The 16,159-nt window shown below is 62.7% G+C and carries 11 protein-coding genes; 3 read left to right on the forward strand and 8 right to left on the reverse strand.

Annotation, left to right across the window (positions count from 1 at the left end):
• The first annotated feature begins 36 nt into the window (after positions 1-36).
• Positions 37-1,272 carry an ATP-binding protein gene (locus tag ACZ5WQ_RS12790; RefSeq protein WP_088276153.1) on the forward strand — a complete coding sequence of 412 codons (1,236 nt, stop codon included), beginning with the start codon at positions 37-39 and terminating at the stop codon, positions 1,270-1,272.
• 10 nt (positions 1,273-1,282) lie between these two features.
• On the opposite strand, the gene ACZ5WQ_RS12795 is transcribed toward ACZ5WQ_RS12790, so the two are convergent.
• From ACZ5WQ_RS12795 to ACZ5WQ_RS12830, 8 genes are all read right to left on the reverse strand, one after another.
• The gene (locus ACZ5WQ_RS12795) at positions 1,283-1,759 is read right to left on the reverse strand and encodes a chemotaxis protein CheW (RefSeq protein ID WP_228247085.1); all 477 of its coding nucleotides are present in this window, start codon (positions 1,757-1,759) and stop codon (positions 1,283-1,285) included.
• A 34-nt stretch (positions 1,760-1,793) separates the two neighbouring features.
• Positions 1,794-2,759: a chemotaxis protein CheB gene (locus ACZ5WQ_RS12800; RefSeq protein ID WP_464382432.1), complete on the reverse strand. Its 966-nt coding sequence runs from the start codon at positions 2,757-2,759 to the stop codon at positions 1,794-1,796.
• Positions 2,752-9,447 carry a hybrid sensor histidine kinase/response regulator gene (locus ACZ5WQ_RS12805; protein WP_464382433.1) on the reverse strand — a complete coding sequence of 2,232 codons (6,696 nt, stop codon included), beginning with the start codon at positions 9,445-9,447 and terminating at the stop codon, positions 2,752-2,754. The genes ACZ5WQ_RS12800 and ACZ5WQ_RS12805 overlap by 8 nt, the downstream gene beginning before the upstream one ends.
• Positions 9,448-9,449: 2 nt before the next feature.
• Positions 9,450-10,334: a CheR family methyltransferase gene (locus ACZ5WQ_RS12810; protein WP_464382434.1), complete on the reverse strand. Its 885-nt coding sequence runs from the start codon at positions 10,332-10,334 to the stop codon at positions 9,450-9,452.
• A 55-nt stretch (positions 10,335-10,389) separates the two neighbouring features.
• Positions 10,390-12,429, reverse strand: a complete 2,040-nt coding sequence (locus ACZ5WQ_RS12815; RefSeq protein WP_464382435.1) for a methyl-accepting chemotaxis protein — start codon at positions 12,427-12,429, stop codon at positions 10,390-10,392.
• An 88-nt stretch (positions 12,430-12,517) separates the two neighbouring features.
• Complete coding sequence (locus ACZ5WQ_RS12820; RefSeq protein ID WP_088276065.1) at positions 12,518-13,054, reverse strand: chemotaxis protein CheW; 537 nt, start codon at positions 13,052-13,054, stop codon at positions 12,518-12,520.
• Positions 13,055-13,099: 45 nt separating this feature from the next.
• Positions 13,100-13,465 (reverse strand): twitching motility response regulator PilH, encoded by a 366-nt coding sequence (pilH, locus tag ACZ5WQ_RS12825; protein ID WP_088276064.1) that lies wholly within the window; start codon positions 13,463-13,465, stop codon positions 13,100-13,102.
• Positions 13,466-13,502: 37 nt separating this feature from the next.
• Positions 13,503-13,916, reverse strand: coding sequence for a response regulator (locus tag ACZ5WQ_RS12830; RefSeq protein WP_088276063.1), 414 nt, complete (start codon positions 13,914-13,916; stop codon positions 13,503-13,505).
• A 226-nt stretch (positions 13,917-14,142) separates the two neighbouring features.
• Here ACZ5WQ_RS12830 and gshB point away from each other — a divergent pair, with 226 nt between their 5' ends.
• On the forward strand, positions 14,143-15,096 hold the full coding sequence (gene gshB / locus ACZ5WQ_RS12835) for a glutathione synthase (protein WP_464382436.1): 954 nt from the start codon (positions 14,143-14,145) through the stop codon (positions 15,094-15,096).
• A gap of 114 nt (positions 15,097-15,210) precedes the next feature.
• The gene (locus tag ACZ5WQ_RS12840; protein WP_269688675.1) at positions 15,211-16,107 is read left to right on the forward strand and encodes an energy transducer TonB; all 897 of its coding nucleotides are present in this window, start codon (positions 15,211-15,213) and stop codon (positions 16,105-16,107) included.
• The last annotated feature ends 52 nt before the right edge of the window (positions 16,108-16,159 follow it).

The raw sequence follows: 16,159 nt of genomic DNA on the forward strand, positions 1-16,159 counted from the left end.
AGGAGTTTTTTCGGTCGGACCATTCTGCTGGTACTGATGGTCACCCTGTTCTCGCAGATCCTCACGCTGCTCTACCTGCTGAGCAACGAAGACCTGCTGGTCGACCGTCAGTACAGTCACGGTACCGCGATGCTGGTTCGCGCCTACTGGGCCAGCGGTCCGGATGCGCGCCGCGATATCGAAGAGATGACCGGCATCCGCATCACGGTGCCCGAGCAGGTCCCGCAGGGGGAAGTGCACTGGCCCTACTCCGGCATTTTTACCCACCAGCTGCGGGACGAACTGGGCGACCAGACCGAGGTACGGGTGCAAACCCAGGACCATCCGGCGGTCTGGATCCACCAGCCGATCTATGGCAACTACTGGCTCAAGGTGCCGCTGTATGCCCATCCCCTGCGCGGCCAACGGGTCTGGCTGGTAGTCACCTGGCTGGTACTGATCGGCATGCTGTCAACAGCCGCTGCCTGGCTGCTGGTCCGTCAGCTCAACCACCCGCTGAAGATGCTTGAGCGCGCGGCCCAGCGTATCGGCCGCGGCGAGAGCGTGCGGCTGCTGGACACCAGCGCGCCAGCGGAGATTTCCGAGGTCTACCGCGCCTTCAACCAGATGTCCCAGGATGTCGAGCAGGCCAACCGCGACCGCACCATGCTGCTGGCCGGCGTGTCCCATGACCTGCGTACGCCATTGACCCGGATGCGCCTGTCGACCGAGCTGCTGTCGGATGCAGAGCCCGAACTGACCGATGGCATGATTCGCGACATTGAGGACATGGACGCCATCCTTGAACAGTTCATGAGCTACATCCGCGATGGCAGTGCCGAACCGACCGAAGAGGGCGACATAAACGAACTGATTCGCGAGGTGGTAGCACCGCTGAACAGCAATGGCGAGGTCGTGCGACTGTGTCTGGCCGAGGTACCGCTGCTGACCTTTCGCCGACTGTCACTCAAGCGGGTGCTGATCAATCTGATCGACAATGCACTGGTGCATGGCGGCAAGGGTGTGGAGGTCTGCACCTACGTCAATCGCGTCGGCGCCCAGCGCCAGCTTACGGTCAGCGTGCTGGATCGCGGCCCCGGCGTGGAGATTCTGGAGAACGATGCCCTGTTCAGTCCATTCATCCGTGGCGATCAGGCCCGCTCGACCAAGGGGACCGGCCTGGGCCTGGCCATCGTCAAACGCATTGCCGACAGCCACGGTGCCCGCGTGCAACTGCTGAACCGCGTCGGCGGCGGCACCGAGGCGCGCCTCAGCTTCCCGTTGACCGACTGAACCCGGTCGCTCAAGCTGCCCGGCGCAGCAGCCCGGCCTGATCCAGCACCCGCTCCAGTGCCTGCAGGTCGGGAATCAGCAGGTCCTCCGGCTCGTCGCTCAGGCTCACCTGCTGCAATGTCCACTCGGTTGCACCAGCGGTCGCCGTCAGATCGGCACGTTGCAACTTGCGCGCCCGGGGAATCCCCCAGACCCGCAGAGCGATGAAATGCACGCCCGGCGTACCGCCAATGGCGTTGAGAATCAGCGTCCGCGGCTGCACCTGCGGGATTGCCGCAGCCTCGCCCATCAACAGGTCAAGATCGACCATCGGCACCGGCTGATCCCGCCATAGTGTCCGCCCGAGAAACCAGTCTGGCCCGCCGCTTGCCTCTTCGCTCAGACGATAACCCACCAGTTCTGCTACCGCCACGTTGGGCAGCAGCAACAGCCGCTCACGCAACGGCACGATCAGACTGTTCAGTGTTTCAAGCGCATCAGACGCCATGTCCGCATTTCCTCAAGATGATCAAAGTTAGTGCTCAGCTTGCTGCCGACCATTCCCTTGCCAGCCAGCGCTCCAGCGCAGCTGCCAGTTCCTCGGGAGAGCCCTGGCGGTGGCTGAAGCCGGCATCGAGAACCGCGCTCGGCATGGTCGCACAGGCAGCGCTGACGGTATCCTGGGTCCAGACCTCGCTGCCCTGCTGACGCAGACGTCCGCAGGCAGCAACACCATCCTCGCCCATACCGCTGAAAATAATCGCCCCGCACGCCGGCCCGAATTGCCGGGAAACCAGCTCCAGTACCGTTTCTATCGACGGCTGATAAGGGCCGGGCCAGGGCTCGTCACTGACGGCCAGGGTGCCATCCTCGGCAAAACCCAGTTGCCGGTTGATGGGCACAACCAGCACTTCGCCGGCCTGCAATCGGCTGCCCGGCCGGCAGTTGAGTATTTTCCAGTCGTTCTGCCGGCCAATCACTTGGGGTAGCTGCTGCTCGAATCCGGGATCAATATGCTGGGCGTAGACAAAAGCGAGCGGCAGACTCGCCGGCAGCGTGTCGAGAAAGCGCTTCACTGCTGACGGCCCACCCAGGGAGGCGCCCAGCACCCAGACGCAGATTGGATGCGCCTCCGGGTTTGGCGTCGGTGGCGCCGCAAGCGAAGGAGCCTGGCCCTGAGCCGGCGTGCCCAGTAGCGGCTGCAGCTTGCCATACAACCGGCATTGCCAACGCGGATAGTCCTCGCAATCAGCGGCAGGAATCTCGCCAGCACCCAGCAACACCGGCACATCGCTGTGCTCGAGCAGCCACTCGGTAAGCGGCGACTCATCCGCCAGCTCAAGCAGCCAGGCATCGACCTTGATTTGGGCCAGATCCTCGGGCTGCAGTGACGCAGGGTCCTCGGCAGACACAATGCGGTAGCCGAAGGTACTCAGCACCTGTACCAGTTGCTGACGCTGGCCCGCATCACAGGCCAGCAGCGCGATCCCGGGTGCCTGATCAGTCACCACTCTCTACCAGTTGATCGATCACCTCGAGCAGCTGGGACTCCTGATAAGGCTTGCCCAGATAGACATTCACGCCGATGCCGAGCGCCCTTTCACGGTGCTTCTCGCCGGTCCGCGAGGTGATCATCACGATTGGCAGCTTCTCAAGACGCGGATCGTGACGAACCAGTGTGGCCACCTCGAAGCCGTCCATGCGCGGCATCTCGATGTCCAGCAGCATGATGTCGGGGGTGATGTCCTGGAGCTTGGCAATGGCCTCGACCCCATCCTTGGCGGTAACCACCTCCATGCCATTACGCTCGAGCAGACGGCTGGTCACCTTGCGCACAGTGATCGAATCGTCGACGACCATCACCAGCGTCGGCCGTTCCTCTTCATACTCGCCAACCAGCGCGGCGCGCTCGGCGGCAAGCTGCAGTTGGGCCTGCTGCGCCTGCTGGGCACGGATCACCGCCAGCAGATCAAGAATCACCACCACGCGGCCGTCACCCAGAATGGTCGCACCGGAAATACCCGGCACTACCGCAAACTGCTTGCCGAGGTTCTTCACCACGATCTCGCGCGAGCCGGCCAGCGCGTCCACCTGAACCGCAACGCTGTGCTCGGCACCGCGGACCAGAATCACCGGCAAGGGCAGACTGTGACCGGACAGCTTGGGCTGCTGCCCGGTCACCAGCAGGTCACCGAGATAGCGCAGATCATAGGTTTTGCCGGCATACTCGAACGGCGGTGCATCCGGCGCGTAGTACGCCTCCAGCTCATAACCGGAGACCCGCACAATACCCTCGATGGTGTTCAGTGGAATGGCGTAGAGATCTTCGCCGGAATAGACCATCAGCGCCCGGTTGACCGACACGGTAAACGGCAGTCGGATGGTGAAGGTCGAACCGTTGCCCGGCTCGGTAGTCAGCGTCATGCTCCCGCCAAGCTGCTTGACCTCGGCGTTGACCACATCCATGCCCACACCGCGGCCGGAAATCTGGGTCACCTTCTCTGCCGTGGAGAAGCCCGCCTCAAGGATGTACTGCAGCACTTCCTGATCGGTCAGCTCGGTGTCGGCATCCATCAGCCCGCGCTCGATCGCCTTGCGGCGCACCGCTTCGAGATTGATACCGGCGCCGTCATCCTGCAGGGTCAGCACAATCTCGCCGCCCTCACGTTGCAGGTCCAGACGGATTCGGCCCTCACGCGCCTTACCCACAGCCTCACGCTGCGCGGGCGCTTCAATACCGTGGTCCACCGCGTTGCGCAGCATGTGTTCGAGCGGCCCGATCATGCGCTCCAGAACACTGCGATCCATTTCGCCTTCGGCGTTGCCAATGACAATATCGACCTGCTTGCCCAGCTCGCTGGCAACCTGACGCACCACCCGACGCAAACGCGGCACCAGCCGCTCGAACGGCACCATGCGGGTGCGCATCAGACCTTCCTGCAGCTCGGTATTGACCCGCGCCTGCTGCAGCAGCAGGGTTTCGGCGTCACGACTGCGGGTGGCCAGGGTTTCCTTCAGGTCGAGCAAGTCGGACGCGGACTCGAACAGCGAGCGCGACAGCTGCTGGAGCTGGGAATACTGGTCCATTTCCAGCGGGTCGAAGTCCTCATAGCCAGGCCCCATCTGATCCTGGTGGCGCGACAGAATCTGCGCCTGGGTCTCCATGTCCAGACGGCGCAGCTGATCACGTACCCGGTCGATGGTGCTTTCCACGTCTTCGAGGATCTGCGCAACGTCGGTGACCTGCTGCTCGATACGGCCGCGGAAGATAGACGTTTCACCCGCCAGGTTGACCAGTTCCTCCAGCAGCGCAGCAGAAACCTTGACACTTTCCTGCGCAGCCGCGCGCTTGCTGCTGTCGGCGCTTGTCGGGCCTGAAGACTCCATCGCCTGCTTCAGGACTGCGTTAACCTCGGCGAGCGACATACCTTCTGCGGGCGCTGCCGGAACATCGCGCTGGGGCGCGGATGCAACGGGCGACGTCACCGGTGAACTTGCTGGCGCTGATGCAGGCAAAGACGCCGGCTCCTCCGCCTCGGGAGCAAGGTCTGCAACGGCACCATGCAGAGCAGCCAGTTCGGATGCCTGCGCTGAGCCATCTATCAGCGCCCCTTCCAGGCGCTTGGCCTGCTCGGCCAGGGCATGTTGACCAGCCAGGCGCGCACTGCCCTTGAGGGTCTGCACACGATGCAGCAGATTCGCCGCAGCGGCGGCGTCGTTGTCCTTCGCCGCAAACAACCCGTCGCAGGGAGCCAGAAGCTCGCGGGCTTCCTCGACAAACATGCCGAGCATGCCCTGCATCGGCGATGCAACAGGCGACTCCAGCGGCCTTTCTTCCGGCTGCGGGCTGGCCACCGCCTCGTTATCCGGCAGGGTCGGTACGGTATTCGGATTCTTGCGGAAACCATTGATCGCAGCGATCAGCGCTGCGCCATCACTGATCGGCCTGGACGCGACCACCCCCTCAATCATCTCGGCGAGGGCATCATGGCAGGCGTGCAGCAACGCAATCAGACCATCGCTGGGCTCATAGCGCTGGTCGCACAGACCTTCGTAGACAAACTCCATTTCATGGGCCAGATCGCCTACCGGGCGAATCTCGGCCATACGCGCACCGCCCTTGAGGGTATGCAGATCACGCTGCAATGCTTCCACTGCCAGCGTGTTACCGGGGTCGGCAATCCACTGCTGCAAGCTGGCTGCGGCGCTGTCGATGATTTCCTGCGCTTCCTCGAGGAAGATATCAACCAGTTCGGCATCGGTACCCGCTTCACTCAGGCTCCAGCTGCCGCCTGCCGGAGCTGCCGGCGCGGACGCCGGAGCCGTGGCCGGCTGTTCAGCCAGCGCCCCGGGGATCAATACCTGCAGCGCGCGCAGCTCGGCATCAGCCGGCAACAGGTGCTGATGGGCAGCAACCTGATCCATCATGCTGATCAGCCGCTCATGGGCCGCTGCCAGTGCATCCAGTACCGCCTCGTCCAGCGCCAGCGTACCGGCCCCAAGCCGCTCGTGTACCTGCTCAAGGGTATCGGCCAGACGCTCAAGTGGCGCCAGCTCGACCTCCGCTGCCACCTCGGCCAGGGCACGCAGGCTGGCAGCCAGCTCGCCGCTGTCGAATTCCGGCGTGCTGCCGGCAGAGCGCATGTTGAGATCGTCACTGACGTCGAGCAATAGATCGATGCCCTCGGTCAGGAAAATCGACATCAGATCCGCACCGGCCGCCCGATCCAGATCGGTGCGGCCGCTGTCACGGGCACTCAGGCCCTGCTCGCGTAGTTGCTCGATCCGCCGCAGGAAGGCATCGGTGCCAGGCAACGGTGCCTGCGGCGCCTGCACCAGTTGCTCAAGCCCGGCCTCGAACAGGGCCACGGCATCACCCAGCAGCTCGACCAGCGCCTGATCGGCAGGCACCAGGTTGGCCTTGAAATCCTTGGTCAGTTTTTCCAGCGGCGTAGCCAATAGAGCAATCGGTTGAATGCCCGCCATGTGGGCACTGCCCTTGAGTGTATGCAGGGCACGCTGCAATGCATCGCTCAGCGCGCGCGGCGTGCCGTATTCGTGGCACTCACGCAGGTAGGCGTTGATCTGATCGATATGGTTACGGGTTTCGTTACGGAAGATATCCAGCAACACCGGATCCATGCCGCCAGTTGCTTCGTGTTCAGGCTCGGGCTCCGAAGCCACAACGCCCAGTCCGTCACTGTCAGCTGCGCTCGACCAAACAGGAGCCTCTTCATCCCCGGCCGACTCGTCGATGGCGCCGACGGACTCGTCCGGCTCGATCTCATTCGTCAGCTCGACTGCCTCGCGATCGCCTGGCTCGGAGACGGCCCGCGGTGCCTGGTCAAGGCTGGAGGTGTGCTCGGCGTCATCCAACACCGGCTCATCATCAAGCGAGGTGAAGGCGTCGTCTTCCGGCGCTGCGGACTCTTCAAGCTCCGGCAGTTCGAACTCGCTCAGATCGACCAGCTCAATGGCTTCGGCTTCGGCTTCGGCTTCGGCTTCGGCTTCGGCTTCGGCTTCGGCTTCGGCTTCGGCTTCGGCTTCGGCTTCGGCTTCGGCTTCGGCTTCGGCTTCGGCTTCGGCTTCGGCTTCGGCTTCGGCTTCGGCTTCGGCTTCGGCTTCGGCTTCGGCTTCGGCTTCGGCTTCGGCTTCGGCTTCGGCTTCGGCTTCGGCTTCGGCTTCGGCTTCGGCTTCGGCTTCGGCTTCGGCTTCGGCTTCGGCTTCGGCTTCGGCTTCGGCTTCGGCTTCGGCTTCGGCTTCGGCTTCGGCTTCGGCTTCGGCTTCGGCATTCAGTGTGTCTGCGGAGACCATCGGGTCAAGCGTTTCAGCCGCATCTTCACTGGCTATGCCGACATCGGCAGCCGGCGGGCCCGCGTCCGGCAACGCCTCACCCCGGGCCAACGCCTCGGCCTGAGCCGTCAGGCGCCCGACCTCCGGCAACGCCTGCTGCCGACCTGCGGCAAAGTCCTCTACCAGTCGCGGCATCAGTCCGCGAACGGCATTCACCACCTGGAAAAGGGCACCATCGGCTTCGATGCTGCGATCCAGCACGCGATTGAGCATGTTCTCTACGGCCCAGGCCAGCTCGGCCAGAACCCCTGCACGCACCATGCGGCCACTGCCCTTGAGCGTGTGGAAGGCACGCCGCACCTCGGCCAGCGCCTTGTCATCCTCAAGATCGGCCTGCCATTGGGGCGTATACTCGGCCAGGGTTTCCAGTACTTCCCCGGCCTCTTCGACGAAGATCTCTACCAGTTCTTCATCAAGCTCGTCTTCTTCCGCCGCCGGCGGCGGGCTGGGCGGCGCCACCGGTTGCAGTTCTGGCTCTGGCTCTGGCTCTGGCTCTGGCTCTGGCTCTGGCTCTGGCTCTGGCTCTGCAGGCTGCATCTGCTCGGCTGCCTCGGCAAGCGGTTCATCCGATATCGACACCTCGGATTCGGCCTCTTCCGCGTCCTCGACCGACGCCGGTTGCTCGGCGACCTCCTCTTCGGGCAGGTTCTGCGGGTGATAGCCCAACAGGCCAAGACGCTCCTCTGCGACATCCAAAATGCTGTCACCGCGACCGCTATCGTCCTCGGCCAGGCGTTCGAGGTAGTAGTCAATGCTGGTGATGACGTCAGCCAACGCGTCCAGCGCGGGCCAGTCCGGCACCAGAGAGCGGCCAATCAGCTGTTCGGTGATATAGCGACGGCACGCCGCTATCGCCGCGGCTGCGCGGGCCAGCGGCACCATGGCCAGACCGCCGCGCACGCTGGTAAGCAGGGCATCGACAGGGGCCAGCTGGCTGTGATCCCACTGATTGGCAATGAAGGCATTGATCGATTCGCGGGTCTCTTCCAGCGCGTTACGCGCTTCCTGCACCACCAGTTGATGGACCAGCGCGATATCCTGCGCTGCAGCAAGCCCCTGCATATCGCTGTCGGCAGCACCGTCCTGATCACTGCGGTCAACGCCCAGAATGCCCTGCAGACTGGCTTCCACGTAGAGCATACCACCGGCCACATCCATCAGGGCTGCATCGGTGATCGCCGACTGGCCCGACGCCAACCGCATGACCTGTTCGATCTGCTCGGTCAGCACCCGCCGCGGCTGACCAAGCCCCAGCATCGCCAGCGTGTCGGCAATGCGCTTCATCACCGGCAACATGCCTTCCAGAGCGGTCAGGTCACGACGATCACTGCGTACGAACAGGTCGAGCTGATCCTTGACCTGCATAAGCTCTTCGCCCAGCGCCAGTGCGACCGACTGCATGGCCTCACGATCCGGACCGACCAGCCGATCACCGGCGCCGCGCTGCTCTTCGCTCCAGCTGCCCTTGAGCTGATAACGCTCCTTGAGCGCATCCAGCCGGGGGCTGCCGTCGGCACTCTTGGCAACATAAAACAGCAGGTTGCGCAGCAACTCACGGGGTGGAGCGCTTTGCAGCGCCGTCGCACCCCGCGCCATCAACTGACGCAGCTCCTGATCAGCCTGGCGCAGCAATTGGCGCACCGCCGCGCTGTTGTCGATGCTGCCGATTTCCAGACCTTCGGCAACGCCGGCAAAAATCGACCAGAGCTGGGCATAGGGGGCATCCGCACACAGCGCCTCAAGACGCACAAACACATTGCGCAAGTGCCGGCTATTCTGGGGCACATCCTGGCCACGGATCACATTGGCCTGCGCCATCTGCAGCGCCTGTCGCAGCTTGCGCAGCTGGCGCACACTGGCTTCATCACTCAAATCGGCGACAGCGGCACCGCGAGACGCGGACTCTGCACCGTCCAGCGCCGGACTGAAAACCGCATTCTCGGACAGCAGCTTGTCGCCACGGGCGGTGCGCATGTCGTTGAGCAGTGGCAGCAGTACCATCGGCAGGTCACGTCGCGCGCTCTGCACCCGATCCAAGTACGCCGGCATCTGCAGGATGGCCTGCATCAAGACTTCCAGTGCCTCGCCCTCGCGGCTGGCCGAGCCATTCATCAGCGCCTGGGCGAGCTGCTCCATTTCCTCGGCGAGCAGAGCTGCGCCATAGAACTCGACCATCTGCAGCGTGCCATGAACCTGATGGATATAGGTCAGGCAAAAGCGCAACCGGGTCGAGTCCTCGGGATTTTCGACAAAGGCTTCAAGCGCCTGACGCGCCTGATTCAGCGTTTCGGATATCTCGCCCTTGACCCAGTCAAGCGCGACATAATCATGCCGATCACCCATATTCACTCCAGACGTCCGTTGCTTTCCCGCCGCACATAGGCCTGCACCTGATCATCAGGCAGACGCTCAAGCAGCGGGTTGTTCCAGTCCACGATTTCACCCAGTCCGATAACCAGCATGCCACCTGGAGCCAGCCGTCTGGCGAGCAGGTTCAGCAGGTCGCGACGACGCCAGCGACGGAAGTAGATGAGCAGGTTCTGGCAGAAAATGATATCCAGGTCCTGAATCGGAGCCTGGGCCAGTTCAAGAATATTGACGCGGGCAAAACAGACCCGATCACGCAGGGCATAGGCCACTTCATAACGGTCGTTGGCCAGCGGCTGCAGCCACTCCCGACGCTCACGTTCGTTGAGTCCGCCCAGCCGGGCGCCCGGATACACGGCAGTACGCCCCTGCTCCAGCGCCTTGTGGCTGATATCGGTTGCCCAGATCCCGTAGCCGCCCGGATGACCACCTGCCCGGCGCAGGCTCTGCTCGACCATGATGGCCATCGAGTAGGCCTCTTCGCCGCTGGCGCAGCCCACACTCCAGAGCTGCAGCGGCCGCTCCTTGTCGCGCCCCTTGAGCAGCAGGTCGAGGTGGCGCCCTACCGCTTCGAAGGACGGGCGATGGCGCATGAAGCTGGTTTCGCGCACGGTCAGACGCTCGATCAGTCCCGACCACTCGACGGCGCCAGCAGCGCCGTTGGTGACGTACTCGAAGTAGGTCTGATAGTCGGCCAGGTTGAGCTCGCGCATGCGCGCGCCCAGGCTGGTCTGCAGAAAGGTCTTGCGCTGGTCGCTGACGCACACGCCCGTACGCGCCTCCAGCAGCGTTTGCCACTGACGAAACTGCTGCCCATCCATTTCCGGCAGCGGTTGCAACGACCAGTTTTGCGTTGTCTGCACGTAAGCCCCTCGTACTCAGCGTCCTCGGGTGGCACCGGGTGCCACCCGTATCAGCTTAGTCGCCCTGCTGCGGCAAGGTGAAACCATCGACCGACTGACGCATCGCCTCGGCCAGTTTCGCCAACTCGCCAATGCTGCGAGCGGTCGCGGTCGTACCGGCAGACGTCTGCGAGGTAATTTCCTGAATCACGTTCATGGTGTTGGAAATGTGACCAGCGGACGACGCCTGCTGACGTGCTGCGTTGGAGATGTTCTGAATCAACGCCGCCAGACTGGTCGATACCTTTTCGATCTCTTCCAGGGCCACACCCGCGTCCTGAGCCAGGCGTGCACCACGTACCACCTCAGAGGTGGTCTGCTCCATCGAGATAACCGCTTCGTTGGTATCGGTCTGAATGGTTTTAACCAGCGCTTCGATCTGCTTGGTCGCACCGGAGGAACGTTCTGCGAGGCGCTGAACTTCGTCCGCAACCACCGCGAAGCCTCGACCGGCGTCACCGGCCATGGAGGCCTGGATCGCCGCGTTCAGAGCCAGAATGTTGGTCTGGTCGGCAATATCGTTAATCAGGCTGACGATGTCACCAATCTCCTGGGACGACTCACCAAGACGCTTGATCCGCTTGGAGGTGTCCTGAATCTGCTCGCGAATGGTATCCATGCCCACGATGGTGTTCTGCACCACCTCGTTACCCTTGTTGGCGATGGCTACCGAGCGCTCCGCTACCGCGGCCGACTCGGAGGCGTTGGCCGATACCTGGTCAATGGAGACCGCCATTTCGTTTACCGCCGCCGAGGCGCCGGCAATTTCCTGTGCCTGGTGCTCGGAGGCTTCGGCCAGATGCATCGCTGTGCCCTGGGTCTCCTGCGCGGCGCGCTCTACCTGCTGGGCGGTATGGTTGATGGTGCCTACCAGCGCACGCAGCTGGTCGATAGACTCGTTGATGGAGTCGGCAATCGCACCGGTAAAGTCTTCGGTTACCGTCGCCTGGGCCGTCAGGTCACCGTCGGCGAGATCGCCGATCTCGTCGAGCAGTCGCAGAATCGCGGCCTGGTCGCGCTGGGTTTTTTCCAGCGTCTCGTCCAGACGCAAACGGGTGTCGCGGGTCAGCTGGATACCGATCAACAGCAAACAGGTCAGCGCGATGGCGGCCAGCACGTAACCCAGGATGGTGTTGGCAACGCGTCCATCGGCATTGGCTTCAAAAGCCTGAGCCAGACTGGATGCAGTCTCCAGCAGCGACTGCGAGTCGGTAAAGATATCGTTGGCGGCGGTACGTACCTGATACAGCTCAGGGGAAGTCAGCAGAATCTGGTCAACCGAATCGGACACATAGCGGAACAGTGACTGGATTTCCTGCAGCCGGCTGGCGGCGTCTGCATCCGCCACCCGGGTTATCCCGATACTGGCGTTACCCTCGATCATGCCCTGCAGTACGCGCCCGAACAGGCTGGCGTCACGCCCGAAGCTGTCGGCCGCCATCACCGCGTCTTCGTCACCTTCCAGTACCCGGTTCACCGAACCAAGAATCCGCTCGGCCAGCAGTGACTGGCGCTGGGCAATAGCGACCTGATCGGCCGGCGCATTGCTGGCGATCAGCACGTCTACCACATCTTCATACTCGACCTGCAGCTGCGGCACGGTATCGGACAGGGTTGCAGCAACTTCGTGCAGCGACAGAACCGTGCCCTGACTGGCGAGAATCGCGTCGGCATTGCGACGCACCTTGTCCCAGTCAGCCTGCAACTGGGCCTGCTGCCCGGCCATGCTGGCCGGCATCGGTGGCAAACCGGAGGCGGCGTCACCCTTGACCAGATAGTCCCAGCGTTGCTGGAAGTCGTTACGCGCGCTGAGCAACAGACCGAAGGCTTCCGGCGTACCGGTGGCAGCTTCGGTTGCCGACTTGGAGATCTGCTGGGACAGAACCCGCAGCTCGCCGGCGTGACCAATGTATTCGGTATCACGGGAGCTCTGCGTATTCAGGTACAGGAAGTTGGCGATCAGCAACACCAGCGACAGCAGCAGAATGGCACCCAGGCCAAGTACCGTCCGGTTGCTTCGCAAGGAAGACAGCGTCTGTGTATCAAGTATCTTCATTTTACTGGCCCCTACCTGGCCTACGGCTTTTTTCTGGCTAACATGCTCCGGCGCGACCGGCGTTCAGCACCGGTAGCGCCAATTCCGATCAGATGGCTACATCGAGAAAATCCTGATCACGTGCCAGTGCGCGAAAATTGAACACCAGCGCTTCACGCTCGCCCTGGTATCCCCCAACAACATAGGGCCGCACACGCGGCTCCAGCTCCGGCAGCTCGGTACTGAAGGTACTGACCGGCAGGTGCTGCATCCCCAGCACTTCATCCACCAGCAGACCGACAAACAGATCGTCACGGTCCAGCACCAGCACCCGGCGCTGCTTACGCCCGCCACTGGCAGCCACACCAAAGAAACGGCTCAGATCGATGATCGGTAACAGGCGTCCACGCACGTTCGCCACGCCCCGAACCCAGGCCTTGACCCTGGGCAGTGCGGTGTAGCGCGGTTCGTGAAGAATTTCGGTGATTTCGCCCATTGCGGCCAGCATGACGTGACCGGCAAGGCGAAAGCCGACACCACTCCAGGTTTCGCTGACCTCATCCTGCGATGGAAGGCCGGCCGCCTGCAGGCGGCACTGGTCAGCGAGTTGCTGCAGCAGTTCAAAAGGATGTTGAGTGTCTGACATGCCGTCCCTGTTCTCATTCTTATCCGGCACAGAAGGCGCCGGTAACTAGCTGCCGAGCACGGTTTTCAGCGTCTTGATCAGGGTGGACTCATCTACCGGCTTGGTCAGATAGTCCTTGGCGCCCTGCCGGGTACCCCAAACCTTGTCGGTTTCCTGATCCTTGGTAGTCACGATGATGACCGGAATATGATTGGTTTCGGGATCCTTGGTCAGTTGGCGCGTCGCCTGAAAACCGTTGAGCCCCGGCATGACGATATCCATCAGTACCGCGTCGGGCTTTTCCTGCCGGGCCAGCGCCACCCCATCGGCACCGTTCTCGGCCTTGAGGACCTCGTAACCGTGTTTCTCCAGCATGCCGGTCAGCTTGTACAGCTCGGTCGGCGAATCATCTACTACCAAAATGCGAGCCATCAGACTCCCCCGGGTTGTTCTTCGAATGAGTTAGTGCTCAGGCGCCAGCGGCGCCCGCAACATGACCGCCCTGCGGGACATGAGCGCGGATGGCTCCCAGCAGCTCTTCCTTGCTGAACGGTTTGGTCAGGTATTGATCGGAACCGACGATCCGGCCCTTGGCCTTGTCAAACAGACCGTCCTTGCTGGACAGCATGATCACCGGTGTCGCCCGGAAGGCACTGTTGTTCTTGATCAGGGCACAGGTCTGATAGCCGTCAAGGCGCGGCATCATGATGTCGACAAAGATGATGTCCGGGTGGTTGTCGGCAATCTTGGCCAGCGCGTCAAAGCCGTCAACCGCCGTGATTACATTACAGCCGACCTTCTTCAGCAGGGTCTCGGCCGTGCGTCTGATCGTCTTGCTGTCATCAATCACCATGACTTTGAGGCTTTCGAAATTTTCTTCCATAAGACCAGCCTTTGTTATTGATGGAGGGTCGATTCAGAAGGCTGCTGCGCGGCACCCCTCGACCAGCCAATTCCCTTTCCGCGTACTTTTAGCATAGATTCGGCGGTCAATCTATAAAGCAGAAGCGCCACCGAGACAACATTGCACTCCTGTCCGCACTGGCTGCGCAGACCGTCTGGCGCTACACTCGACTCCCTTCCGAAACAGCCAGGAAAGCACACATTCTATGCGCATTCGCCTCGGTATCGTCATGGATCCCATCAGCGCGATCCAATACAAAAAGGACAGTTCTCTGGCCATGCTGCTGGCCGCCGCCGCCCGCGACTGGGAGCTCCTCTACATGGAGCCCCAGGACCTCTACCTCGCCAACGGCAAGGCCATGGGCTGCCTTCGTCCGCTCCAGGTACACGCCAACCCGGATCACTGGTATGACCTGGGCGAACAGCAACAGGCCCCGCTGGACTCCCTTGATGTGATCCTGATGCGCAAGGATCCGCCATTCGACAACGAATTCCTCTACGCGACACACATCCTGGCAGCGGCTGAGCGCGACGGTGTACTGATCGTCAACCGCCCGGCCAGTCTGCGCGACTGCAACGAGAAACTGTTCGCCACCCAGTTCCCGCAATGTGCACCGGATCACATCGTGACCCGCCGCGCGGACATTCTCCGCGAATTCGCCACCCGGCACCGTGACGTTATTCTCAAACCGCTCGACGGGATGGGCGGCTCCATGATTTTCCGTATAAGGGAGGGCGACCCCAACCTGAGCGTCATCATCGAGACCCTGACCGTGCATGGCACCCAGCAGATCATGGCTCAACGCTACCTGCCGGAGATCAAGGATGGCGACAAGCGCATCCTGATGATCAAGGGCGAGCCGGTGCCCTACTGCCTTGCACGCATCCCCCAGCAGGGCGAAACCCGTGGCAACCTGGCCGCCGGCGGCCGTGGCGAGGCGCGTCCGTTAACCGAGCGCGACCGCTGGATCGCCGAGCAGGTCGGCCCTGCGCTGCGCGAACGCGGGCTGTTGTTTGTCGGCCTGGATGTCATCGGCGATTATCTCACCGAGATCAACGTGACCAGCCCGACCTGCATCCGAGAGATCGACGCCGCCTACGATACCGATATCGGCGGCCGCCTGATGGATGCCATCGAGGAACTGCTGCAGGCCCGCTGACCGCCCTCACGCCGCCGGACAGCAAGATTCGGCGGCGTGACGCAGCACATGGACTTTTGCGGCCACCGCGGGCAGACTTCACCGGACAGTGACAGCACCCAGCACATGGATCGCATGAACAACGCAGCACCGCCCCTTGCCAGCAACAGCCCGCCGACCGTCACCTCCCGTGACCGTCTCGGCTTCACCCTGTTTCTGGCTGCGGTCCTGCACGCTTTGGTCATCCTTGGCATTACTTTCGATATCCCGACCCCCAGCGAGCTGTCGAAAAGCCTCGAAATCACCCTGGCCACCCAGCAAAGCGAAGCGCCCCCCGAGGACGCCGACTACCTCGCCCAGATGAACCAGCAGGGCAGCGGTACACTCGAAGAAAAGGCTGCCCCCAGCACCACCGAGGAAGCTCCCTTCCAGGACAGCGAAATCAACCGGATCAGCCCGCCGCCGCAGGTCAGCGCGCCGCCGCCCGCGCCGGTGCAGCAAAAGACGGTGACGACTACCGCGCCGAGTCAGCAGCGGGTAACCACCGCACCGCCCAGCCCGAAGCCGCTGCCGGCACCCGCAGCGCAACTGCGCTTCGACATGAATGATCTGTCACGCGAAATCGCCAGCCTGGAAGCCCAGCTCGCCGAGGAGCGACAGGCCTACGCCAGACGGCCGCGCATCCTGCGCCTCAATGCCGCATCGACCATGCAGGACAAGGGGGCGTTCTACAAGGATGCCTGGCGGCGCAAGGTAGAGCAGGTCGGCAACCTCAACTATCCGGCGCAAGCCCGAGCCAACCGCATCTACGGCAGCCTGCGCCTGCTGGTGCAGATCAACCGCGACGGCACCCTGCGCGATGTGCAGATCCTCGAGTCCTCCGGTGAACAGGTTCTGGATCAGGCCGCCATGCGCATCGTACGCTTGGCCGCGCCCTTCATGCCCTTTACCGGCGACCTGATGGATATCGACGTGCTGGAGATCATTCGCACCTGGCGCTTCGAGCCGGGCGACCGGGTATCCAGTTTCTGACCGGAAAACCAGCGGCCAGACCGGCAATTCGGTCCTTGCCCTGCCCGGCCTT

It is taken from the genome of Halopseudomonas sp. T1L2, assembly GCF_055397385.1.